13 protein-coding genes are annotated in these 23,225 nt (G+C 44.8%); 10 read left to right on the top strand and 3 right to left on the bottom strand.

Annotated elements, in window-relative coordinates; genetic code table 11:
* Nucleotides 1–38 precede the first annotated feature (38 nt).
* Entirely contained in the window at nt 39–1,334 is a 1,296-nt protein-coding gene (locus MTF70_RS05540) for an MFS transporter (protein ID WP_039840592.1), read from the bottom strand.
* Nucleotides 1,335–1,672: 338 nt separating this feature from the next.
* Between MTF70_RS05540 and MTF70_RS05535 the strand changes: the two genes are divergently transcribed.
* The gene (locus tag MTF70_RS05535; RefSeq protein ID WP_205461238.1) at nt 1,673–3,214 is read left to right on the top strand and encodes a sodium:solute symporter; all 1,542 of its coding nucleotides are present in this window, start codon (nt 1,673–1,675) and stop codon (nt 3,212–3,214) included.
* Between the two features lie 11 nt (nt 3,215–3,225).
* Nucleotides 3,226–4,596 carry an L-serine ammonia-lyase gene (locus MTF70_RS05530; protein WP_205461239.1) on the top strand — a complete coding sequence of 457 codons (1,371 nt, stop codon included), beginning with the start codon at nt 3,226–3,228 and terminating at the stop codon, nt 4,594–4,596.
* A 78-nt stretch (nt 4,597–4,674) separates the two neighbouring features.
* Here MTF70_RS05530 and glgX read toward each other — a convergent pair whose 3' ends face one another.
* A complete protein-coding gene (glgX, locus tag MTF70_RS05525) occupies nt 4,675–6,666 on the bottom strand; it encodes a glycogen debranching protein GlgX (protein ID WP_054574869.1) in 1,992 nt (663 codons plus the stop codon).
* Between the two features lie 446 nt (nt 6,667–7,112).
* Here glgX and MTF70_RS05520 point away from each other — a divergent pair, with 446 nt between their 5' ends.
* The 5 genes from MTF70_RS05520 (at nt 7,113) to MTF70_RS05500 (ending at nt 13,799) form a co-directional block, all read left to right on the top strand.
* Nucleotides 7,113–8,384 (top strand): maltoporin, encoded by a 1,272-nt coding sequence (locus tag MTF70_RS05520; protein ID WP_005374784.1) that lies wholly within the window; start codon nt 7,113–7,115, stop codon nt 8,382–8,384.
* A 100-nt stretch (nt 8,385–8,484) separates the two neighbouring features.
* The gene (locus MTF70_RS05515) at nt 8,485–9,294 is read left to right on the top strand and encodes a MalM family protein (RefSeq protein WP_005374786.1); all 810 of its coding nucleotides are present in this window, start codon (nt 8,485–8,487) and stop codon (nt 9,292–9,294) included.
* Nucleotides 9,295–9,610: 316 nt separating this feature from the next.
* Entirely contained in the window at nt 9,611–10,117 is a 507-nt protein-coding gene (locus tag MTF70_RS05510; RefSeq protein ID WP_005374788.1) for a hypothetical protein, read from the top strand.
* A 120-nt stretch (nt 10,118–10,237) separates the two neighbouring features.
* Complete coding sequence (locus MTF70_RS05505; RefSeq protein WP_054574871.1) at nt 10,238–11,851, top strand: alpha-amylase family glycosyl hydrolase; 1,614 nt, start codon at nt 10,238–10,240, stop codon at nt 11,849–11,851.
* A 331-nt stretch (nt 11,852–12,182) separates the two neighbouring features.
* Nucleotides 12,183–13,799: an endonuclease gene (locus tag MTF70_RS05500; RefSeq protein ID WP_169628763.1), complete on the top strand. Its 1,617-nt coding sequence runs from the start codon at nt 12,183–12,185 to the stop codon at nt 13,797–13,799.
* 99 nt (nt 13,800–13,898) lie between these two features.
* Here the strand turns inward: MTF70_RS05500 and pulA are convergent, their stop codons facing one another.
* Nucleotides 13,899–17,888: a pullulanase-type alpha-1,6-glucosidase gene (gene pulA / locus MTF70_RS05495; protein WP_169628762.1), complete on the bottom strand. Its 3,990-nt coding sequence runs from the start codon at nt 17,886–17,888 to the stop codon at nt 13,899–13,901.
* 546 nt (nt 17,889–18,434) lie between these two features.
* Here pulA and MTF70_RS05490 point away from each other — a divergent pair.
* From MTF70_RS05490 to speF, 3 genes are all read left to right on the top strand, one after another.
* Nucleotides 18,435–19,631, top strand: a complete 1,197-nt coding sequence (locus tag MTF70_RS05490) for an SEL1-like repeat protein (protein ID WP_025768647.1) — start codon at nt 18,435–18,437, stop codon at nt 19,629–19,631.
* Nucleotides 19,632–20,168: 537 nt separating this feature from the next.
* The gene (locus tag MTF70_RS05485) at nt 20,169–20,615 is read left to right on the top strand and encodes a helix-turn-helix transcriptional regulator (protein WP_025768646.1); all 447 of its coding nucleotides are present in this window, start codon (nt 20,169–20,171) and stop codon (nt 20,613–20,615) included.
* Nucleotides 20,616–21,025: 410 nt separating this feature from the next.
* Nucleotides 21,026–23,206 (top strand): ornithine decarboxylase SpeF, encoded by a 2,181-nt coding sequence (gene speF / locus MTF70_RS05480; RefSeq protein ID WP_044129606.1) that lies wholly within the window; start codon nt 21,026–21,028, stop codon nt 23,204–23,206.
* Nucleotides 23,207–23,225: the final 19 nt, after the last annotated feature.

Genomic DNA, 23,225 nt, shown 5'->3' with positions numbered 1-23,225 from the left:
ATCCGGCCGGGGAGCCAGCCGGAGTTTTTGAAATTCAGTTACGCTTTTGCTGCTTCGGCTTTTTTGCTCTTATCGAACACGCCGCCTTTTAGTGTCTCTGGCAGTGATAGCCATAGAAGACCAGCAAGGATCCATACGATTGGTGAACCCCACATTGCGGTTTGTAGGTCGGTTCGCTCTTGGATGAAGATAAGTACCATTGGTGCCCACATACCGAGGATACGACCGCCGTGGAATAGCGCTGCGCCGTAGCTACGTAGGTGTGCTGGGAACAGTTCTGAGAAGTAACCACCCCATACCGCTGAAGAAGACAGACCGAAGTTGTAAATCAGACCAAGTAGAGCCAGCATGTTTAGGCCGCCAATCACCATGTCGCCAGGTGCAACAAAGAAGATTGAAACCATGATGCCCGCTAGGATGAAGCCAAACGCGTTCACCTTACGACCGAATTTGTCAGCTACCCAACCCCAGAACCACGCACCAAACAGTGAACCAAATGCTGAGATAGAGAAGATGAGACCGATGGTTGCACCGTCGAACATACGTACATCACGTAGGTATGTGGTTACGAAGCCACCAAAGAATTGGAAACCGTAGAAGTTAAGGCCAGCCAGTAATAGACACGTTAGTGTGATCTTACGGTAAGGCTTGCTTAGCATTTCGCCCCAAGAGCCTTTTTTCGCTGGTGCATTTGATTCTTCTACTTTTGCTTGCTCTTCTTCACCGTAAGCGATCACTTTGCTGTCGCTAGGTAGTACAAAGATCATGACCACAGCGGCTGCTAATGGTGGGATACCACCTACAAGCATTAGGCTTTCCCATGGTGCATCAATGCTTGCAATAAATGCTGCATACGCACCCATTACCATCAGTGCTACAGAGAACATAGAAGACGCGAATGCCGTCAACTTACCACGTACCGTTGGCGTAAATAGGCCGATCATAAGGCTTACTGCCACGGTGAAGTAACCACCCAGTGACAAACCAATGATGAAACGCATTGCTGCCCATGTTGTGTAGTCGGTGAACATCATATTGATGATCGTTGCGCCACCGTTTAGGGCTGTGATGGTAATAAGAGTGGATTTCTTACCAAATTTTGTTGCGAACCAAGCACAGCTCAATGCACCGATAAGTGCACCAACCGACTGCCACGTATAGAACTGGGCAGTGTCTGACAGGCTAATACCATCATACGCTTCAACGATGTATGGGCGTACGTAGTCAATAATTACAAAGTTATAACAATAGAAAAAGTAACCAACCAGTATCGCTAGATAGGCAGCTACCCTTTGAATCATAGGAACTTCGCTCATGTGTCTTTTGGCATTCATGACCGATAAACCTCTATTTCACTTAGGATTTGTTGCTATTCAAACTTAATGAACACGATCTTATTTGGATCATCTTCGATTTCGTGTCGGGATGAATCATAGTTTTTTTAAGGTTATTAGATCCGTGATCAAAATCAATTTTAAAATGAATGCGTACCCATTTTGTGGGTTTTAGTGACAAGGATCTCACTAATCGGCGTTTTTGGCGATTTTGAATACATTTTCGCCTATATTGGTGATAATAATCACACTTACAGTGGGATTGTCGTTTAAAAATGCCTTTTTACAGTAATATCTGGGCATAATAATTAGCTACCCAGAATTAGGAAAACCTTAAAATGGTTACGTACTCAAGTTTTGTGGTAATTGCGTTATATGTAGCAATTACCATACTAATCAGCTATTTAGTGAATAAGCGCTACAGCAATGGTGGCGACTTTTCCACCGGTGGAAAGCAATTTGGCTGGTTTACGGCAGGTGTCTCGATACTTGCGACTTACATTAGTGCGATGACGTTTGTAGGGATGCCTGGTTGGGTTTATAGCTCTGGCATGGAAGCGATGAGTATTCACCTTAACTATCCCATCGTTATCTTTTTCACTGTTATTTTCTTTGTACCTGTCTTTTATAAGCTGGGTCTGACTTCGATTTATGAATACCTTGAGCACCGCTTTGGGGTGTATGCAAGAACCATCAACTCGATTGTGTTCATTGTGGTTCAATGTATCTCTGCGGGTGTGATTTTGTATGCCGTGGCGCTGATCTTAGTGCAAGTTCTGCCTATCAGTATTTCTGAAGCCATTATCTACATTAGTATTTTCACCGCTTGCTATACCTATGCGGGCGGGATTTCCACGGTTATCTGGACCGATATGCTGCAATCTGCAGTATTGGTAGCAGGCAGCATCGCTATCTTTGCCATTCTAATGACAGAGATTAATGCGGCAGATTACCTTTCTCGTGATCACTTGAATATCATCAACTTAGACTTTGATTTGGGCGTGGATACAGCACTCTGGGCTGGCGTGGTTGCCGTGAGCTTTTTGCATTTGAGTGTGTACGGCACCAACCAATTGATCATCCAACGCACACTAGCGACGAGATGTGAAAAGACGGCGCAGAAGTCGATGCTGTTGTGTGGTTACGGTGCGTTTTTCGTGTACTTGTTCTTCGCGGTACTCGGTGTTCTTTTGAGTGTTTTCTATCAAGATCAATCGTTTGAAAACAGCAACGAAGTGATTTTGGATTTCGTCTTCAACCACACTAACCCAATTGTGGTTGGTTTGATCATTTCCGCATTGGCAGCGGCCGCAATGTCGACCTTGGATTCGACCTACAACTCGATGGCGACCGTCGCAACGTTCGATATCTACAAGCGCTTCGTTCGCAAAAGTGCCGATGATGAGCACTACGAAAAAGTCGCAAGAAAGATGAGTTTGCTTGCTGCGGCCATGGTGGTAGTGCCAGCTCTTCTGGCGGTATCGAATGAATCGGTACTCAAAACCATCGCCAGTCTGACTTCCATCTTCGTTGGTATCCGTTTGGGTTCATTCGTGCTTGGTTTATTCTGGGCGAAAGCCAATGAGAAAGGCGTGATCGTTGGCAGTATCATGAGTGTGATTGCGGTGTTTACTGCCATGTATCTCGACGTGGCTTGGCCGTGGTTCGCGCCAATTGGTACGTTCGTCTTCCTTTTGTTTGGTGTGTTAGTGAGCCGTCGTTGGGGCGCTGTGACTGCCGAGCAACAAATCTTTATCAATAATCAAAAACATCTTTTTGCAAAGCCAACCGCAAGCCATTACGGGCTATTGGTGTTCGCTGTGGCGACCATCGCCGCTTGTATGGTTCTCCCTGATTGGCTTTATGCTGCATTGTCGTAATAGGTAAGTTTATGCTGTCCATCTTTGATATTTACAAGATTGGTGTGGGCCCTTCTAGCTCTCACACAAATGGTCCAATGATCGCGGGTTACCACTTCACTCGTTTGATTGAATCGAACTTGGCAAAAGTGGTTCGTATTCAAATCGATTTATATGGCTCACTCTCGTTAACGGGGATTGGTCACCATACAGACCGTGCAACGATTTTGGGTCTGTTGGGTAACAAACCAGATACCATCAAAATCGCTTCTGCGAACAAAGCGATGCGCAAGGCGATTGAAGAGGGCATGATGTCTGTCGATGGCCGTCATGAAATCGAATTCAACTACAAAACGGACATGTTGTTCCATGAAGAGAACCTTCCTTTGCATGAGAATGGAATGACGATTACTGCGTTAGATGCGCACGGCAATCAGGTTGGGTTTGAAACTTACTACTCTATCGGTGGTGGTTTCATCGCAACGGCGGATGAATTGCAAAATGGCAATGCGACTGCACCCGTAGAAGTTGAGTTCCCATTCTCCAGCGCGGACGAAATGTTGGCACAGGCTGAGAAGAACGGCATGAGCCTCGGCGGCATGATTCTGAAAAACGAACAAGCGTTTCAGGATATGGAAGCCATCAATCAACGTGCAGAACAGATCTGGCGTGTGATGATGCGTTGCATGGAACGCGGTTTCGAGACAGAAGGTATCTTGGATGGCGGCTTGAACGTGACCCGCCGTGCGCCAAACTTGCTGAAGAAGCTTGAAGCAAATGCAGCAATCGAAAACGATCCAATGGAAATCATGGATTGGATTAACCTGTTTGCTTTTGCGGTGAGTGAAGAAAACGCGGCTGGTGGACAAGTCGTAACGTCGCCAACTAATGGTGCGGCGGGTGTGATTCCGGCGGTATTGATGTACTACCATCGCTTCATCAAAGAGCTCGATACTAAACAGCTTAAAGACTTCCTTGCTGTATCCGGTGCGATTGGCATTTTGTACAAAACCAATGCGTCTATCTCGGGTGCCGAAGTGGGTTGTCAGGGCGAAGTCGGTGTTTCTTCTTCTATGGCGGCAGCTGGCTTGACCGCGCTACGTGGTGGCAGCAATGAGCAAATTTGTATTGCGGCCGAGATCGCCATGGAGCACTCACTAGGCATGACTTGTGACCCAATTGGTGGCTTAGTGCAAGTACCGTGTATTGAGCGTAATGCAATGGGTGCAATGAAAGCGATCAATGCATCTCGCATGGCACTAAAGCGTAATAGTAAATGTTTGATCTCGTTGGATAAGGTGATTGAAACCATGTACCAAACGGGCAAGGACATGAACAAGAAATACCGCGAAACGTCACTGGGTGGATTGGCTTTGATCCACCTAGCACCGCCTTGCGAATAATGAGTTAGGCACATCTAACCAACAAAAAAGCCGAAGCACTGAGATGCATCGGCTTTTCTTTTTTGGAACGTTTATAACTTAGCTATGCGTTTGCTCACCTTTTGGTGTGCTTTGGTTTGGTTGATAGTGCAAAATCACCATCGAGGTGGGTGACAGCAAGACTTCGCCTTCAGCATGTCCTGGGTTGAGGTTACGTACGTTTGTATCACAGATCGTCACCCATTCTTGCTTTCGCTCATTGGGGAGCTTAAAGCGCGCTGTGGCGTTAGTTTGGTTGATGAGGTAGACCAGCTCTTGCCCTTCTTTACCGATACCAAGGTGAAGTGCGACAGAGCTTAAACGGTTCCAATCATCGTGCTCCATTAAGCGACCGTCTGTACGGCGCCAGAAAATACGGTTGTTATTGCGGTTTTCGCCACTGAAAGCTCGGATAAATGGCACCATGTATTGATTTCGGTTGGCGACCATTTGTGACATCCATGCTTTGAAATGTTGCTTACGTTCTGTCTCTTCCCAGTTCAGCCAACTGGTTTCGTTATCTTGGCAATAGGCATTATTGTTACCGCCTTGGGTGTGAGACAGAACATCAGCAGTGAGAATGTGTGGGATACCGAAGGCAAACAGCAAGCTAGCAATAAGGTTGCGTTTTTGCTTTTCACGCGTGGCGATAATCATCAGATTTTCCGTCTCGCCTTCAACACCGTAGTTTTCTGAACGATTGTCACCGTGACCGTCGCGATTTTCTTCGCCATTGGCTTCGTTATGTTTGTGCTTGTAAGACACTAAATCTTGCAGTGTGAAGCCATCGTGATACGTGATGTAATTTACGGTGAGTTTGTATGGCCAGTTCGCTGCACTATAAATGTCACGAGAGCCCATTAATCGAGTGGCAAACTCTTTTAAATAGCCTTGATCACCGCGCCAAAAACTGCGGGAAATATCACGCAGTTTGTCATTACATTCGTTCCAACCAAATGGAAAGTTACCCACTTGGTAGCCATTTGGACCAATATCCCAAGGCTCGGCAATCAATTTGGTTTCACGCAAAATTGGGTCTTGCGCAACGGCTTTAAAGAAAGCTGCTTCTGGGGTGTAATCATCGCCCTGTCGACCTAACGTTGCAGCCAAGTCAAAACGGAAGCCATCGACTTTAAATTCGCTAACCCAGTAGCGCAATGTATCCATCACAAGGTTTAAGGCTGGTTGGTAGGTGAGATCCACTGTATTTCCGCAGCCAGTGTAATTGGCGAAGTGGTTGCCATGTTTGATGTAAAAACAGGAATCGAGGGCCTTCAGGTTGAAGATTGTAGGGCCTTCACCACCTTCAGCAGTGTGGTTGTAAACCACGTCGAGAATCACTTCGATGCCGTTTTTATGCAATTCGCGAATCGTTGTTTTTAATTCCGTAACGGCGTCTTGTTCTGCGTAGCGCGGATCGGGCACCATAAAGAGATAAGGGTTGTATCCCCAATAATTGACCTTTTCCATCTCTAGTAGGTGAGGCTCATGCATGCATGCTGCGACAGGTAGCAATTGCAGCGTGTTGATGTTTTGTTGTTTGTAAAAGGCCAGCATTTCAGGTGATGCAAGACCTAAATAGCGCCCCCTCAGCTTGTCCTCAACCTCTGGGTGGCGTTGGGTAATCCCTTTGACGTGCGTCTCAAACAACACCATCTCTTCTCTGGGTATACGCGGGTGATCCGTGTTTTGCCAGTCAAAATCATCTTCGATAACGACGCACTTCGGCATATCGAAACTTTTGGCTGGAGAGTACGGAGGGTGATAGTGGAGGGCTTTATCTATTGATTTTGCGTACGGATCAGAAATTAACAGTGGCTCTTCCTTGTGGGAGACAAGGTAACCGTATTTTTGCCCCGGCTTAATATCTGGAATAAAAGTATGACGTATGCCAGCGTATTCATTCGGTAAACCGTGAAGCTCGTAGCTGCCATCGTCTGCAAACAATGCCAGTTGAATGTCTTTTACGCCTGGAGCATGAATAGAGAAGTTACAGCCTTCTTTATTCAATGTTGCGCCCAGGGGGTAGGGGCGAGAGAGAAGTCGTGTCATCGGAGATACTTTATTTAATATTTATTGCTACCTTTAGGAAACTATAAGTTAAAAACTTTGTCTTACTAAGGTCAACCACCCTAAATATAAAAATATTCGTGTAATTTAATTACTTTATGTGACGGCTTAGAGTCAAAAATATGAAATGGCTATCACTTTGTAGCGGCTCAAAACCGAACAAACTTACTAATTCCTCCCTAGATTGGTGATCTGACTCGAAAAAACACCATTCGGTAAATTTTCTACTCCCTTCTCATCCCCCTTAAATTAGTTTAGGGCGGAGGAAGTCATCCTTGTACGCCTCGGGTAATCTCACAACTGTTGAAACAAACGGGGATTCGTTCCCATCTTACCTCTCTTTCTTTAGGTGTGTTTTTACTGCCTATATTCACCTAAAAGAGTGAGCAGGGAAGACAGAATTATAAATACCCTTAATGGAGTTAAGAATGAAAAAAGTAAGTGCAATTGCTGCTGCTGTAGCTGCAACTTTAGCTGCTGGTTCTGCATTCGCAGTGGATTTCCACGGTTACATGCGTGCTGGCGTTGGCGTGAACGCTGACGGTGGTCAACAATTAACATTCGAAAAGAACAAGATCGGTCGTCTAGGTAATGAAAGCGATATCTACGGCGAGATTCAACTAGGTAAAGAAGTTTACAACAACAACGGCAAAACGTTCTACGTAGACTCTATGGTTGCAATGACTTCTAACGGTTCAAACGACTGGGAAAGCACTTCTGCTAACTGTGGTTTGGATAACGGCGAAGTGAAATGTGTAGACGATGCACAATTCGCACTACGTCAGTTCAACGTTCAAGCTAAAGGCCTACTAAACTTTGCTCCTGAAGCAACGCTTTGGGCAGGTAAACGCTACTACCAACGTCACGACATTCATATCTCTGACTTCTACTACTGGAACATCTCTGGCGCGGGCGCTGGTGTTGAAGGTATCGAAGCTGGTCCTGGTAAAGTTTCTTTCGCTTGGGTTCGTAACGACCGCGGCGATATCGCTGACCCAGGCAACGATGGTGGCGCAACAAACGTAAACACTCTAGACGTACGTTACGCAGGTCTTCCTCTATGGGACAACGGCTCTCTAGAAATGGGCTTGAACTACGCAATTCTTAACGAAACTGACGCTGCGCCAAACGGCACTAAAGATGCGAAAAACGGCGTAATGTTCACAGCAGAATTGACTCAAGGTCTAGACGCTGGTTTCAACAAAACAGTGCTTCAGTACGGTACTGAAGGTTACTCAAAAACAATGGCATTCTACGGCGACGGTAGCTGGTACGGCGCAGAAGCTGATAACGGTGCATCTGGTTACCGCCTAATCAACTGGGGTGTAATCGGCATGGGCGACAGCTGGGAAATGGGTCACCAGCTAGTGTACGGTGTTGGTGAAGACATGTGGGCTGGCCAAGACAAGTGGGAAACAATGTCTGTTGTTGTTCGTCCAATGTACAAATGGGATGACAACCACAAAACTATCTTCGAAGCTGGTTACGCTATCGACGATAACGACGGCGAAGAAAACAAATACGGTAAGCTAACTGTTGCTCAAGCATGGTCTGCTGGCTCTAGCTTCTGGGCTCGTCCTGAAATCCGTGTTTACGCTTCTTACCTAACGGCTGACAAAGAAGACAATTCAAACACATTTGACAACGGTCGTTCAGACGATACGTTCCAGTTCGGTGTACAAGCTGAAGCTTGGTGGTAATCATCTAACCACTAAGTCCTAAATTGTCCTAGAATGATACAGCCAGAACTTATCTGGCTGTATTTATTTAAAAAACAATAAAGAGTCGAGGTAGACAGTAATGAAAAAATGGCTTGCTCCCGTACTGCTGGGCATGTTGGCTACTGGTTGTGCGTCTGTAGAACAAGTAGAGATGAGTCCAAAAGGTCAGCAACAAGTGATCACGCAATCGGGTGATATTCAATGGGTACCGCTTAACGTGCCTGTGGTTACTGAATTCGCTTTGACTGATAAAAGCCAAATGTTGTTGGATGGTAACAGTGCTGGCGCTATTGCAGCGTTTGCTCTTCCAGGTAACCGTGGCAGTCTCGATATCAAATTAGAGACATTCGTAAGTAAAGAACTTCAATTTTATGCTCCTAATGTCGCAGTGATGAACTCGGCAGGAGAAACCATTTACCAAGCAGATTTTTCAAAGTTTAAGTACGAACCAGCAAAACTGTTGGACAATGATAAATTCGTACTTGATCTCAATGTGATTCCAGACATGACAGGTAACGATCTGCATGTGTTGGTTTACACGACTTCCGCCGATCTAAAAGGAAGTACACAAGTTTTACACCCTGCAAAAGCCTTCGCCATGGCGCGCCACACTCAGCCGCCAGATATTGCAGACCCTCTAGCGAAACATAGCCCACTTGGTCAGTTCCGCTTTTCGGTATCCGCGAATGATATTGTGAATACTAAGATTGTTGCGAAAAACGATAACATTCCCCAAGGTACGGACCTTACTAGCTACTACTACAGCTCAATTGAAGCAGCAGTCGCAGCGAATGATATTCCGAAAGCGCTCACTTTGCTTGATGAAGCAAAAGAACTGGGTATCGAAGGTGCGCAACAAGTGTTTGTGAAAGCCGTAAATAGAAAATAATCAGATAAAAAAGGTCAGCGAAATGCTGACCTTTTTCATAGAAAATAAACCAATAAAAATACCCCTACATAGAGTTACCTTATTCACATAATTATTTTTATTACTTTGTTTTTTATATAGGTTGGATCAATAATTAATGGCAGTTCCTAATTTATTTTGTGTACTTAGGAAATAAACAAACTTCTCGAAGTGATTTAAATTCACAATCTGACGATATTTATTTGGCGTTTGATATTTCCATTTTAATAACGATTAATATTTCTTTTAACCGTTGAGTTTATTTTGCTTTGGATATACTAAAAAGGAATTACGTGAAATGAACATGATGAAGACCTCTCTTGCTGCTGCTCTACTTGTTGCCTTAGTGGGTTGTCAATCGACTGCAGAACCAGAAGCGGCCGCAGAGCCTGTTGTTAATATGTCTCAAGACGAAGTGGTTGCTTTCATGAAAGCGTGTGACAACCCAGATAGCACAGCGAAAGGACCTATTTCTAAACCACTATTTGTGGTGGGTACTTTTGCGGATTCCGATTGGAAACACGTGCCTCAGCGTCAATACACCTACAAAGGGAATAATTTCTACCAAGCCGTGGTTCAAGAAAAAGTAGGCTCCTACAAAATGCAGTATGCGACCGAGTTGTGGTTCCCACAATTTACCGCAAAAGGTAATAGAATGAACGTTGGTGAATTAACACCATTAACATTTGGTGGTTACGGTACGGATACTTCGGTTGATATTAAAGAAGATGGTAAATATGTATGGAGTCTTCAGTTTGAAGGAAAAGGCAAACCTGTTCATGTCATGGTAAATAAGTGCCAATAATATTCAATTCAATTATTTAAAATCTATTTTTATTTATTAACCCCTGCATGAAACACATGTCGGGGTTAATTTTATTACTCAAATTTCCGTAGTTTATTTGAGTAAGTTAGGGAGAATAAAATGCTTAATATCCTACGTAACCATCGCCTGTCTCGATCGTTGCTTGCGTTAAGTGTGATTGGTGCTTTATCTGCGTGTAATTCTTCTGGTGGTGGCGACACTAATAGCAGCACTCCGCTACCGGATACCAGTTATGCTTGCCAAGCCAATGTCATGGCGCAAAGTAACCAACTTCGTACTTATCAAATCATGGTAGAGAGTTTTGTGGATGGTGATGCGAACATTGGTCACGGTACAGGTTATGGCACCAGCCATCATAACGGCGATTTGCAAGGAGTGATTGATTCACTCGATTACATCCAAGATTTAGGGATGAACGCGATTTGGTTGACGCCAGTTTTTGAATCGGAAGCGATAGCGGGCCAAGAACACTGGGCCGATCGTCTGGATGCCACGGGCTACTTTGCAACGGATTACTTCACCATTGATCCACGTTTTGGTGATTTAGAAACGGCGAGAACCTTGGTCGAGGAAGCACACAAACGCGGCTTATACGTGTTTTTTGATGGTGTATTTGGTCATCACAAAGATGGTTTGATCAAACCATCTCCTTCCGGTTTGTTGCCATCGGGATCGAGCAATCCCGTTGATTACCCGGCCAGTCTCGATTTCTACAAAGAAGTGGCAACGTATTGGATCAAAGAACTGAAGATTGACGGCTGGCGTTTAGATCAAGCCTATCAAGTTCCGACAGACGCTTGGACACAACTTCGTAAAGCCGTCGATGAAGCCTCACAAAGTGTGACGTACACCAATAGCAAAGGCGAACAAGTGAATCCGTTGGGTTACATGGTGGCAGAGATTTGGAAAGGGGAGTCTGAAATCGCGAATGAGGCGTATGGATCGAACAGCGATCCAGCATTGTGCTCTGCGTTTGACTTCCCTATGCGATATCGCATCGTTGAAACTTTGGCCGTGAATGAGAGCGGCGTGGGTGGTCGCGGTGCGGATTGGTTAGACAACGGCTACAGCACACACAACCAATATCCAACACATGCGCAGCCGAATTTGATGATCGGCAACCATGATTTAGTGCGCTTTGGTGACTTGTTACAGCGCGGAAACTTGGCGGATATGAATGATGCAGAATATTGGTTACGCCATAAAGCCGCGTTTGCTTTCCAAGCGGCGTACACAGGGCCAATCACGTTGTACTACGGTGATGAAATCGGGGATCAAGTGGATGGTTTTGCCGTAAAAGAAGACAACAGCACCTGCGCCATTCAAGGTTTGTGCGATGATCACGTTGCGCGCAGCAGTGCGAAAATTGAAGGCGTGACGGCGACGCTTGATGCAAACCAAGCCGATCTCAAATCTTATGTGACATCGCTGATGACAATGCGCGATGCGCATCCTGCACTTTATCAGGGGTCACGCACGAATTTAGTTGCGAGTAACGGCAGTTATGTGGATTTGAAACAATCTGGTTCGGACAAAGTCTTGTTTGCGCTAAATACCTTAGAGAGCGCTAGAAGCGTCACTCTTACTCAGGAGAGTGTTGGTACTGGTGAGTTGGTGGATTTGCTCACGAATGAAAAAATTACTCCGAGTAATGGTCAATATCAGATTCTGATGTCGCCACTACAAGGACGATTCTTTGCGGTAAAACCTTAAGGAATTATTCAGAATTGATGCTCACCAGTTGAGCTGACCACAAGCTTTCTTATAAACAAGCCAAGTGTTGTTGCTGACCCCCATAGGCGCACACTTGGCTTTTTTCTGTCTGTTTTACTTTTCCCTTAATGGTTTTGCGACGATGTAGCCAACAAGTTGCTTCGCTTTTTGTATTGGCGTTTGTTTTCAGCAGATGGATATTTGTGAGATAAGCTGCACATTAAAAAGTAAATTAACACTTGTGCAACGTAAAAATGTGACTGAAGGATTACTTATGCCCCACTAATATGTTTATCGTGTTTGGGATTTATATAACTAATGGAAAAGTATAATGAAATCCATAACGAACTCCCTCTGTCTCCTTGCTGCTGTTAGCTCTCCGTTTGCATATAGCCAAATTATCAACGGTGACTTTGAGCAGTGGAATGGCAATGTACCTACGCAGTGGTCAGAGATTGACGCGGGCATTACAGTGTCGCCAAGCAGCGAGCAAATCAAATCGGGTGGTCTGGCTGCCCAGGTCGTCGTGAATACAGGTACCCAAAGCAACACCGACTTTTTGCAAACCATTAATGTGGAGCAAGGGAAAACCTATCCGTTTTCTGTCTCGGTTTATCATACCGAAGGAAATGTAAAAGCACGTCTGGTGGTTGATGGTTATCACAATTACTCGAACCCACAACAGATAAACCAGTGGCAAGAGCTCGCGCACAACTACACAGCGAGCTCGAACAAGACCATCAACGTCGGTTTGCGTTTTTACGATGAAGCCAGTTTTGATGGCTCAGAAGTTGTCTACGTCGATAATTTTCAACCGACTGAGACGAGTACACAACCTCCTGTAGAAAGTTGTAGTGATCATGAGGTGGTTCTTACACTCACGACGGACAACTATGGCTCAGAAACTAGCTGGGAGTTGAAAAATAGCCAAGCGCAAGTGCTTTTCTCTGGTCAGGGGTATGAGTCGTCAACCTCTGTTGAAAAGACCATGTGTTTGGCCGATGGTAACTACCAATTTACGATTCAAGACAGCTATGGCGACGGCATTTGCTGTGGCAATGGTTCGGGGTCTTACGCGTTGAAGGTGGGAGATAAGACTCTTGCTTCTGGCGCTGAATTCTCGAAAAGTGAAACCACCAATTTTAACTTAGGTGACACAACGACGACCCCACCAGTGGTTGATGGTTACTATCAAGCGGCATCTGGTAAGACGGGATACGCTCTAAAAACAGCGTTGTTTAACATTATCAATAATCACTCCAGCCGAGGCTATTCTGCGGTCTGGACCTTGGTAAAAGATGCCGATATTGATCGTTATTACGAAAATGATGGCTCTATTCTCGATATGTATTCTGAAAAGCCATCTGGTAGCGATACAGTAAGCTTTACCAAAGTCACAGACCAATGTGGCCAATACAAAACGGAAGGGGATTGCTACAACCGTGAGCACTCTTTTCCGAAAAGCTGGTTTGGCGGTAAGGTTGAGCCGATGAACTCAGACGGTCATCACTTGTTTGCAACTGATGGTTATGTAAACGCGAAGCGCAGTAATTGGCCATTTGGTGAAGTGGGCACCGCGACCTACGTGTCTAGTAATGGCTCTAAACTTGGCCAAGCAAGCACTAGTCTGGGCTACTCCGGTACGGTGTTTGAGCCGATCGATGAGTTTAAAGGCGATTTTGCTCGTGCCTATTTCTACATGGCAACCCGCTATGAAAATATTGTAGGTAACTGGGAAGGCAATTCAAGCAATGCGGATGCTGTCCTTGATGGTTCAAGTTCGACGGTTTTTGAACCTTGGATGTTAAACATGCTGAAACGTTGGCACAAAAATGATCCCGTTAGTGAAAAAGAACGAAACCGCAATCAACAAGTGTTTGATTTTCAGGGCAATCGTAATCCATTCATTGATCATCCTGAGTTTGTTGAACAGATTTGGGGAAACTAACACCTTTTTGATTTTGGTATCCACCATTTAGTGACGCCAACAAAACAAAGGGGAAGCGTGATGCTTCCCCTTTTTCATTACGGATGTTTTTAAATGAAACTAGTTTTTCGTTACCGTCACGATTGGCGCCGACTTGTCAGCCGCGTTGAAGTGGAAGTTGTAATTTCCTGCTTCTGCAATCGCAATTTTCAGGTTTGCACTACCGCCACCGACTTCCATCGTTAGCGCTTTACCAAGCTCAACACTGCCTTCGCCACCGAAGTTGGTGTCTGCTGCCCAGTCTGCGCTCGCAACTTTCATCTCGTAGTTGCCCGCCGCTAGGTCAATGTCTAGCGAATAAACGTCATTTGCAACATAGCTGAACTTCGCTGTTGAGTCTTGTGCTGGAGCATCCCATGTAGTGATAGTGCCACGTAAGTAAAGTGCTGTTTCACCGAATGTTGGTGCATCTGCTGACTTGGTCACTGACACGACCGGTTTTTCTACGCTTTCATCTTGAACATGCAGCGCGTTCAGAGTGAAGTTGTACTTACCTGTTTCAGCAACAGACAGCTTACAGTTACCTTCTGAACCTAATTCTAGTGAACCAGAAGCTATATTCGCAGCATCACAACCGATGTTTGGATTTGCCCAACCAGAGTCCGCGAATTTGAACTCGTGTTCACCAACTTCAAGAACGCCAGTTACAGAGTACATACCGTTGCCAATAAAGGTCATCGCCCAATCACTGCTATCAGACCACTCGTTCATCGTGCCTTTCACGTAAACAACAGTTTCGCCGTAAGGAGGAATACTCGATACGTCTTTGTTATCCGTGTTTACTGGTAGGCCAGCACCTTGCGCGCCGTTTTGTGGCTGCACGAATACCGCTGTTGTCAGTGCTGGTACTGTGAACGTTTCATTGGTGAAGCTTGCACCTTTGACGATGTCATCCGCAGAGTTTTGTTGAACTTCATGCAGTTCGAAACCAGTTGCGCCAGCAACTTTGAAAGATTTCTCAGTTGATGTTGAGTTCACAACGGCCACGACAGCATCGTAGTTCGAATCCAAATCGGCACCCGCTGATGTACCATCGTCGATAGACATCACAATCAAGCCTTCCACTTGGTCTTTCCCTACGTTGCGGAAGTCCACACGGTTCATCACTTCTTGCGCGGTATCTAGGCGGAACAGTTCGCTTGTGCTACGGATTTTTAGTAGCTCTAGGAATTGTTGCTTAGTCAGCTCGATGTCGGTTGAGTCTGGTTTCGCCGTGCTGTCACCAACGATGGTTTTGATCAGCTCCCAGTTTGCACCGTCTTTGTCTTCACGTGGTAGACCAACGTTCCAGTTATTGTCGCTTCCGTCGAAGAATACACGGTTGAACCAGTCACCAGAATCGTACGAGTCGCGCTGCATAGATTTAGAGCGCAATAGCTCAGAACCCATGTGGATGAATGGAATGCCTTGACCAAGCATCACCGTTGATAGGGACACAGACTGCATACGTGCACGCTCGGCAGATGAAGTGCCTGTCGCAATCTTGTAGGCGTTGTTATCCCACAATGTTTGGTTGTCGTGCTTAGACACGTAAGAGATGTTCTCTGATGGCACTTTTGTGTAGCCTGCAGGCGCACCATTGTAATCAACGTTCTTACCCAGCTTGGTTTCGCCTTTGTAATCAAGAAGGATGTAGTCAGCCAAGTTACCAGCCATACCTAGACGAACCAGATCTTGGTTGTGTAAACGACCATTCACCGACTCTGCGTCAGTTTTGGTTTCTTCGTTAGGGTAAGCGGCGTTACCAAAGCCTTGGTTAAAGCGAAGTGGGTGCTTACCTTCAGAATCTACACCGCCATCAAACGGGCTTCCGCCACGAACTGCGTCACGCAGACGATCAGAGAAAGTACCGATTTCTGTTCCCGCCATGTTGACTTGTGTCGCCTGATCGAAGCGAGCGTTTTGCGCGACTTCACCAAAGTCCCAACCTTCGCCGTAGAACAAGGTATTCGGGTCAATTTCACGGACTTTTTCAAGTGCGTAAACCATCACATCTTTCGGCTGGTGGCCCATAAGGTCAAAACGGAAACCATCGACTTTATAGTCATCCGCCCATACCATCAATGAGTCAACCATTAGTTTACCCATCATCAAGTTCTCGGTTGCGGTGTTATCACAACAGGTTGAGTTTTCGACTCCGCCAGTGTTGACGTTTAGACGGTGGTAGTACCCAGGGACAATCTTATCCAGTACTGATTTTTCGTTCACACCAGATGCATTTGTGTGGTTGTACACGACGTCCATGACCAGTTTCAGATCCATTTTATGCGTCGCTTGAACCATTTCGCGGAACTCAAGAATACGCTTAGACCCGTTAGGATCGGTCGCATAACTGCCTTCCGGCACGGTGTAGTGGTAAGGGTCGTAACCCCAGTTGAAGCTGTCTAGCATGCGAAGATCGTTCATCAACGCTTGTGCTTTGCCCGTTGTTGGGTCGTAGCTATTTAATACCTCTTCAATTACTTTGCCGTCATCTTCGGTCTCACAAATGGAGGCTTCTGGCTTGATGCCACAAAGTTTACCCACGGTGTCGGTGATATCGACTCGCTTGTCAGCGTCTTCATCCACGGTTGCAATATCAAATGCTGGCAAGATATGTAGCGTTGTTAGGCCAGCATCTTTTAAAGCTTGTAAGTGAGATACAGACTCACGCTCAGGTTCTGTAAGCGCCAGATATTTGCCATCAAGACTTGGTGTGCCTTTGCTGTCGTTAAAGCTGAAATCACGAATGTGTGACTCGTAAAGGACGTGGTCTTCGTCTTTTTTAACCGTTGGGCGTGCGTAGTTTTTCCAATCTTGAGGCATTAAGCTTGGATCATCTAAATCAACCACTTGCGAGTATCGTGAGTTCTTAGACAAGCTCATTGAATATGGGTCTGTTACCAAACGCGTTTCAACGACGCCAGTTGTTGGGTGGTATACCTTAACTTGGTAGCGATAATATTTGTTGACAACGTTGCTTTGTGCCTCAGAAACCCAGATACCTGTTGCTGGGTCTTCCGTCATGGCAACGGTCGCTTCTTCTGCTAAGTTTTCATCGTAGATTATCAGATCAACATCTTGGGCAGTTGGTGCCCATAGTTTGAAGGTTGCGGCACCGCCTTCCACAATCGCACCGAGTTCTTGACCGATCGCGTTACCTGTCTTGGAATCGGCAAACACCGCATCCAAAACGCCCGGTTTTTGCACTTCAGTTGCAGAAATGACGTCACCATTTGCGTTGTAAGCCACCATAACGATTTGTGACTTCAGGATCGTACGCAAGGTCGCGTCATCGACATCGATACCCGCAGCTTGAAGGCTAGCAAGGTGACGGAAGCGTGATTTCAGACCATCAGACAACTCACCAGCCTTTGTCAGCTCAACCGCTGTACCGCCAGAGATTTGCTTATCTTCATCCATTTTGATGTCATTGCTAAGGCTGTAGAACAGCTTCATGGAATCCGCATTGGCCGCCGCTTCCCACGCGATGGTGTTGGCATCTAGCCAATGCGCTTTTTGACCATCAATATCAACAGGGCGTTCTTCGATTGGCTCGTAGTAAAGCTCACTGCTGCCGTGGAAGCCAAACAACCCTTTAGATTCGCCGATTTTCGTCAGCTCCACTTTTGAGTTTGCACTGCCGAATGCTTTCTCATCACCTTTGTGCAGAATGAAGTTCATGCATTCGTGTGGGTCAGAGGCATCTGGGTTCACTTTCAGTACGTAGTAAGCACCGTAGGTGTCGTTGATGCCATCGAATGGGTGTGGCGCAGACCAATCCGTTCCTGTTCCCGGAATGCCCATTGCGTCTAAATCTGTGCTGGTACAGCCCTCACCGTTCCATAGGTGCAAGCCCCAACCTTCGTAGTCGCTTGCTGTTGAAGCTGATGCTACATCACGTTTGTAATAAATGACGACTTCGTTCTCTCCCGCAGGGTACAAGCCTGAGCCAGGGTTCGTCGTATCTTCGTTCGTGCTATCACTACCACAACCGCTGATTACCGCGACGGAAATCAAAGGCAGTACGGTTTTGGCAATTGTTGATAATTTAAATGTCTTATTGTCCACGTTTACAAATCCATTGTTATTGAATTGATATTGAGCTGCGCGCTGCCTTCGCTGACTCAATCATCAAGAAGGTTTTGCACACGCTAGAAAGGCAGATGCCAAAAAAGGAAATGTTCAATTAGATGCTAATACACTGAATCATCAGCAAAATGTGAGAGCAGGCTGTTAAGTTTTTTACAGATGCAAATTTTCTGTCACAGTCGATTTTGTTCACAAATTAAATAATAAAACAGGCGCATAGTGAGAGATTCTGCACATCATTAAAATGTAAATTTTTATGGGATGAGTAAGGGGGGATGATAGGGGATGAGAATGCCTCAGCCCCAAAACCGTGATTAAGTTCTATAAAAATGAGGGCTATATTTTTCTTTTAAAAATAAGTTGCAGTGATGTTGAATAAAATACCGCCATTAAGTCTTCGCAAGCTTCAGATTTTCGCTAAGTGGTCGTTATATAATGAAGGTAGTCGGCGTTATGTCGGCGCGTAATCATAAGATTTCCCTGAAAGGGAGTTGAATTGGGCCCTGAAACCAAAAGAGGCTATTTATGAGTAGTATGGGCATTGCCATTGCGGCAACTGGCCTTTCACTCGTCCTGATATTTGTGTGGATGATCTCGTTGTCGATGCGGAAACAGAGACTCGAGGCAGAGAGGAAAGCTCGCGAAGCCGCTTATCGAAAGGCGATGCATAAAGCGCGAGAGCAAGAGCGTAAAGAGCGAGAGTTCAAAGCAGAAACCGGGCATATCCCCACCATTTTATTTCTAGCGAAAGAAGCCGAAAAGGACAACATTCGCCAAGCGCTGTATTGGTATGATAAAGCCGCTAAACTAGACAATGTGACGGGGATGTACGGCATTGTTCGCTTAAGTGAACGCATGCGCGAAGATGTGATTTTAAAAGAGCAGGCAAACTTCTGGCGTACCGCAATTGCGGGAATGGAAGGGGATACCGAAGCGAAATTTTCGACGGGCAAGGCCTTGGTCTTTGGTCGAGGAACTGAAAAAAATATCCCAAAAGGTAACCAACTGATTGAAACTGCCGCCGAAGAAGGCTGCATTGATGCCATGATTTATATGGGGGAATGGCAGCTTTCACCAGACAATAGTGCAGGACGCAGTGCAGATGCGCTTTACTGGTTTATGAAAGCGGCGGAAAAAGACAGTGCGGATGGCAAGATCCAAGTCGGCTTATGTTACCTAAATGGCATTGGTACAGAAAAAAGCATGGTTAAAGGTTGCTACTGGCTGGAACGGGCCGCGGAAAGTGGCAGTGCTAAAGCGATGTATCATGCTGGCGAAGCGTGGAAGGATAAAGGTAAAACGGGTAATGCAATTGCTTACGTTTGGCTGTTTCTTGCTGCCAATATGGGCTACCAACCTGCACGTACGTTGCGTGATGAAGTGGCAACCAATATTGGTGTTGATGTTGTCGTTGGATTGCAGTCCATAGCGAAGCCGTTGCAAAGAAAGCTGGCATCAGGAATGGTGAGAAAGCACTCTATTATTCGAGCCCTTAACAAAGTGTACAAACGCGAAGCGTATTTTCCTGCGGAAGAGGAGCTCAATGCGGTGTTGAATGATGAGAATAAAGACGCCTCCGAAGCTTGGGAGGAGGCATCAACACTAGATTTTCAGCCTAACATGACAACGGTAACAGCAGAAGACCAGGCAAGCACATCGCCCAACGAAAAAAAGCTCTCTAAAGAGGCGCTCGATTTCACTCAAAACTTCCTTCAACCATAACCTATCTTATCCAGAAGCCTCAAGAGTGAGGCTTTTCTTTTGCTCTTTTGCCAGTATCTCTATCAGTCACGACAACAGAATGTAAACTTACTTAAGCAGTCATTTTACTGATGTGCATACTATTTATGCGATTTTTCAACATATTTTTAGTACTTAACTAAGATGGGATCTGTTTACCTTAAAAAAGAGGTTTTTCCCTCTTTATTTACTTCCGCTATTGGGCTTAGATCAAGCCTTTTCAATTGATAGTAATAATGATTGAAGAGCAATACTTGATGCCCCGATTTATAGGTGAATAGTACTCATTACTTTATCTAATAATGTAAATTAAAAAATGTATTATAAATCTTAAATTGTTCTTTTATATTTAGGTGTCGATTATTGATTTTATGATTAATTAGGCGCAAGATAACGTAAAAATAAAATAGCATAGTTAATATGCAGAATTACACTAGGAAGTAACTTTTTCATTACATGTTTCATAATAAATAGAGATAATTTTTTATCTCTGTTTTTATTTATATTAGAGATTTGTGTATGTTGAGAATCATTAGTGCAGATAAATTTATCTCTTCAAGGTTTATCTTAGAGTACAGTAAGGCTGAGTTCGCTTCTTTATTAGGTGTTTCCGTCGCTAAAATAAGTAATATTGAAAGTGGAAAATCTTCAATCCCCCCGGTGTATGATTACGCCATTAATTACTTGTTGAGTGAACATCCATTTAAAGATAGTGCTGTTGAGGCTTTATGTTCTCACGAAACGTTAAACTTTGCTCGTCGTATTGACGTCAATACCAAAGTAAAACGCTTGTCCTGTAAGCGTTGCGATAGCCGTAGACTGCACGTTATGGCTGGCATGAGTGGCTTGTATTTTGTCGAGTGCATGGATTGTAAACACACTATGTACTCGTCAGGCATGTCTGTAAAACGTTATCAGCAATGGTCGAATGATGGAGTCAAACTAGATAGTCATTTATTTAATTGAATTGTGTTTCCTTTGCACCTAAAGTAAAAAGCCATCAATACATGTGTTGATGGCTTTTTTATTATGTGTTTAAATTTAGTTAAAATTAAAATATTTATCATTCCTAATAATATAGTCCTAATAATTATATAGTGATGGAAATCTCAAAAAATTATTTTCTTGATATTTTATTTCTAACAACAATGGCTGTGGTCACACAATTTTTAATTATTTTTCCTTTTAAGCCTGGTTTCAATATCATTGGGCTATCAATTGGAAAGTGATGAAGATCGCGAAATTTTAATTCGAGAAAATAAGACTTTTAAATATGAAAATTTAATCACGAAATTTGTTTTTTGAATTTTAAATATCTTTTTCGTTTGTAATATCTGTACCTGTCAATTTTAAAGAACAAAAAAGAGATATTCCAAATGAAACGTTTAATTATAGGTGTTAGTAATTACATGCCAGAAGACTTCAGTTTATTAGCTGAATCTTTAGATGAACAATTTAATCGTCATTTACAACCTTTAGAGCAAGTTGAATTAACCGACGTTGGTGCGGCTATTATTACTTCAGCAGACATTAAAGCAGGTCTGCATAAAATGATTTCTGAAACGGGTTACGGTATTCCAGTTTTCTTAGTAACGGATGCAAACCCAGTTTCGGCTGAAGATTACGTTTGGCTAACTGGCGTTATCGATTTAGAAAGACAATCTATTGAGTACTACTGTCGTCAAATCAACGAAGCAGTAACCAAGTACGAATGTCGTCTGCTTCCTCCTTTCTTCAAGCAATTAACGCACTATGTTGAGATGGGTAACTCAGCGTTTGACTGTCCGGGACACCAAGGTGGTCAGTTCTTCAAAAAACACCCAGCGGGTAAACAATTCTACGATTTCTTCGGCGAAAACCTGTTCCGTAGTGACTTGTGTAATGCGGACGTGGATTTAGGTGACTTACTGATCCACGAAGGTTCTGCACATCAAGCGCAGGCGCACGCTGCAAAAGTATTTAACGCGGACAAAACTTACTTCGTACTTAACGGCACTTCTGCTTCAAACAAAGTAGTCTGTAACGCGCTGGTAACTGAAGGTGATTTGGTACTGTTCGACCGTAACAACCACAAATCGAACCACCACGGTGCGTTAATCCAAGCGGGTGGTATGCCAGTTTACTTAGAAACGGCGCGTAACCCTTGGGGCTTTATCGGTGGTATGGATGAACACTGTTTCGATGAAGAATACATTCGTGCTCAAATCGCGAAAGTGGACCCAGAACGTGCACGCGATGAACGTCCTTTCCGTCTTGCTATTATCCAACTTGGTACTTATGACGGTACTATCTACAACGCTCGCTACGTAATGGATAAGATAGGTCACCTTTGTGACTACATCCTGTTTGACTCTGCATGGGTTGGTTACGAGCAGTTCATCCCGATGATGAAAGACTGTTCACCACTGCTGCTGGATTTGAAACCAGAAGACGCAGGTGTGATCGTGACTCAGTCTGTTCACAAACAACAAGCTGGCTTCTCTCAAACATCGCAAATCCACAAAAAAGACCGCCATATCAAAGGTCAAGCTCGTTACTGTAACCACAAACGCTTTAACAACGCGTTTATGATGCACGCATCGACTTCACCATTCTACGCACTGTTCTCTGCGCTTGATGTGAACGCGAAGATCCACGACGGCGAAGCAGGTCTGCGTTTATGGCGCGATGCGGTTAAGACAGGTATCGAAGCGCGTAAAGAAATCCTTAAGAGTTGTGAATTGATTCGTCCGTTCATTCCAGATGAAGTCGAAGGCCAACCTTGGGGCGGCTACGACACTGACGTGATCGCAACGAACAAGAAATTCTTCATGTTTGAGCCAAACGCAAGCTGGCACAAATTCGAGGGGTACGGTGAAGGTCAATACTTCGTTGACCCATGTAAATTGCTACTAACCACAGCAGGTATTGCTGAAGATGGCAGCTACGCAGACTTTGGTATTCCTGCAACGCTTTTAGCGAACTTCCTTCGTGAAAATGGCATCATCCCTGAAAAGTGCGACTTGAACTCTATCTTGTTCCTACTCACTCCTGCGGAAGATATGGGTAAGATCCGTCACCTTGTGGCTCAAATTAACCGATTCGAAAAATTCATCCGTGATGATGCCCCTTTAAGTATCGTACTTCCAAGCGTCTACGAAGCGAATAAAGAACGCTACCGTGGCTACACCATCCGTCAGCTATGTCAGGAAATGCATGACATGTACAAAGAGCTGAACGTGAAACAGTTACAAAAAGCGATGTTCCGCAGCGAGTACTTCCCACAAATGGTTCACAAACCTGACGTAGCAACACGCAAATACTTCCGTGGTGAATGCAATTACCTACCACTTAAAGAGGCCGTGGGCCGCGTAGCCGCTGAAGGCGCACTTCCTTACCCTCCAGGCATTATCTGTGTGATCACTGGTGAAGTCTGGACTCAACAGGTGGTGGATTACTTCCTATCTCTAGAAGAAGGCATTAACCGCTTCCCAGGCTTCGCGCCAGAAATTCAAGGTGTGTACCTTGAAGATGTTAACGGTCGCACTACCGCACATTGTTATGTCCTAAAAGATTAATCTACCCGTTCGCACCACG

It is taken from the genome of Vibrio sp. 2CM40D, assembly GCF_023161825.1.
Lineage (GTDB): Bacteria > Pseudomonadota > Gammaproteobacteria > Enterobacterales > Vibrionaceae > Vibrio > Vibrio alginolyticus.
Note: the sequence above shows the minus strand (reverse complement) of the source record. Positions and strands in the feature narration are given on the sequence as shown.

What these genes read in the sequence shown, in the direction of transcription:
- glgX (WP_054574869.1), bottom strand. Translation starts at nt 6,666, where the DNA reads ATGACACGACTTCTCTCTCGCCCCTACCCCCTGGGCGCAACATTGAAT.
- MTF70_RS05540 (WP_039840592.1), bottom strand. Translation starts at nt 1,334, where the DNA reads ATGAATGCCAAAAGACACATGAGCGAAGTTCCTATGATTCAAAGGGTA.
- MTF70_RS05530 (WP_205461239.1), top strand. Translation starts at nt 3,226, where the DNA reads ATGCTGTCCATCTTTGATATTTACAAGATTGGTGTGGGCCCTTCTAGC.
- MTF70_RS05520 (WP_005374784.1), top strand. Translation starts at nt 7,113, where the DNA reads ATGAAAAAAGTAAGTGCAATTGCTGCTGCTGTAGCTGCAACTTTAGCT.
- MTF70_RS05515 (WP_005374786.1), top strand. Translation starts at nt 8,485, where the DNA reads ATGAAAAAATGGCTTGCTCCCGTACTGCTGGGCATGTTGGCTACTGGT.
- MTF70_RS05490 (WP_025768647.1), top strand. Translation starts at nt 18,435, where the DNA reads ATGAGTAGTATGGGCATTGCCATTGCGGCAACTGGCCTTTCACTCGTC.
- MTF70_RS05505 (WP_054574871.1), top strand. Translation starts at nt 10,238, where the DNA reads ATGCTTAATATCCTACGTAACCATCGCCTGTCTCGATCGTTGCTTGCG.
- MTF70_RS05535 (WP_205461238.1), top strand. Translation starts at nt 1,673, where the DNA reads ATGGTTACGTACTCAAGTTTTGTGGTAATTGCGTTATATGTAGCAATT.
- MTF70_RS05510 (WP_005374788.1), top strand. Translation starts at nt 9,611, where the DNA reads ATGAACATGATGAAGACCTCTCTTGCTGCTGCTCTACTTGTTGCCTTA.
- speF (WP_044129606.1), top strand. Translation starts at nt 21,026, where the DNA reads ATGAAACGTTTAATTATAGGTGTTAGTAATTACATGCCAGAAGACTTC.
- MTF70_RS05485 (WP_025768646.1), top strand. Translation starts at nt 20,169, where the DNA reads ATGTTGAGAATCATTAGTGCAGATAAATTTATCTCTTCAAGGTTTATC.
- MTF70_RS05500 (WP_169628763.1), top strand. Translation starts at nt 12,183, where the DNA reads ATGAAATCCATAACGAACTCCCTCTGTCTCCTTGCTGCTGTTAGCTCT.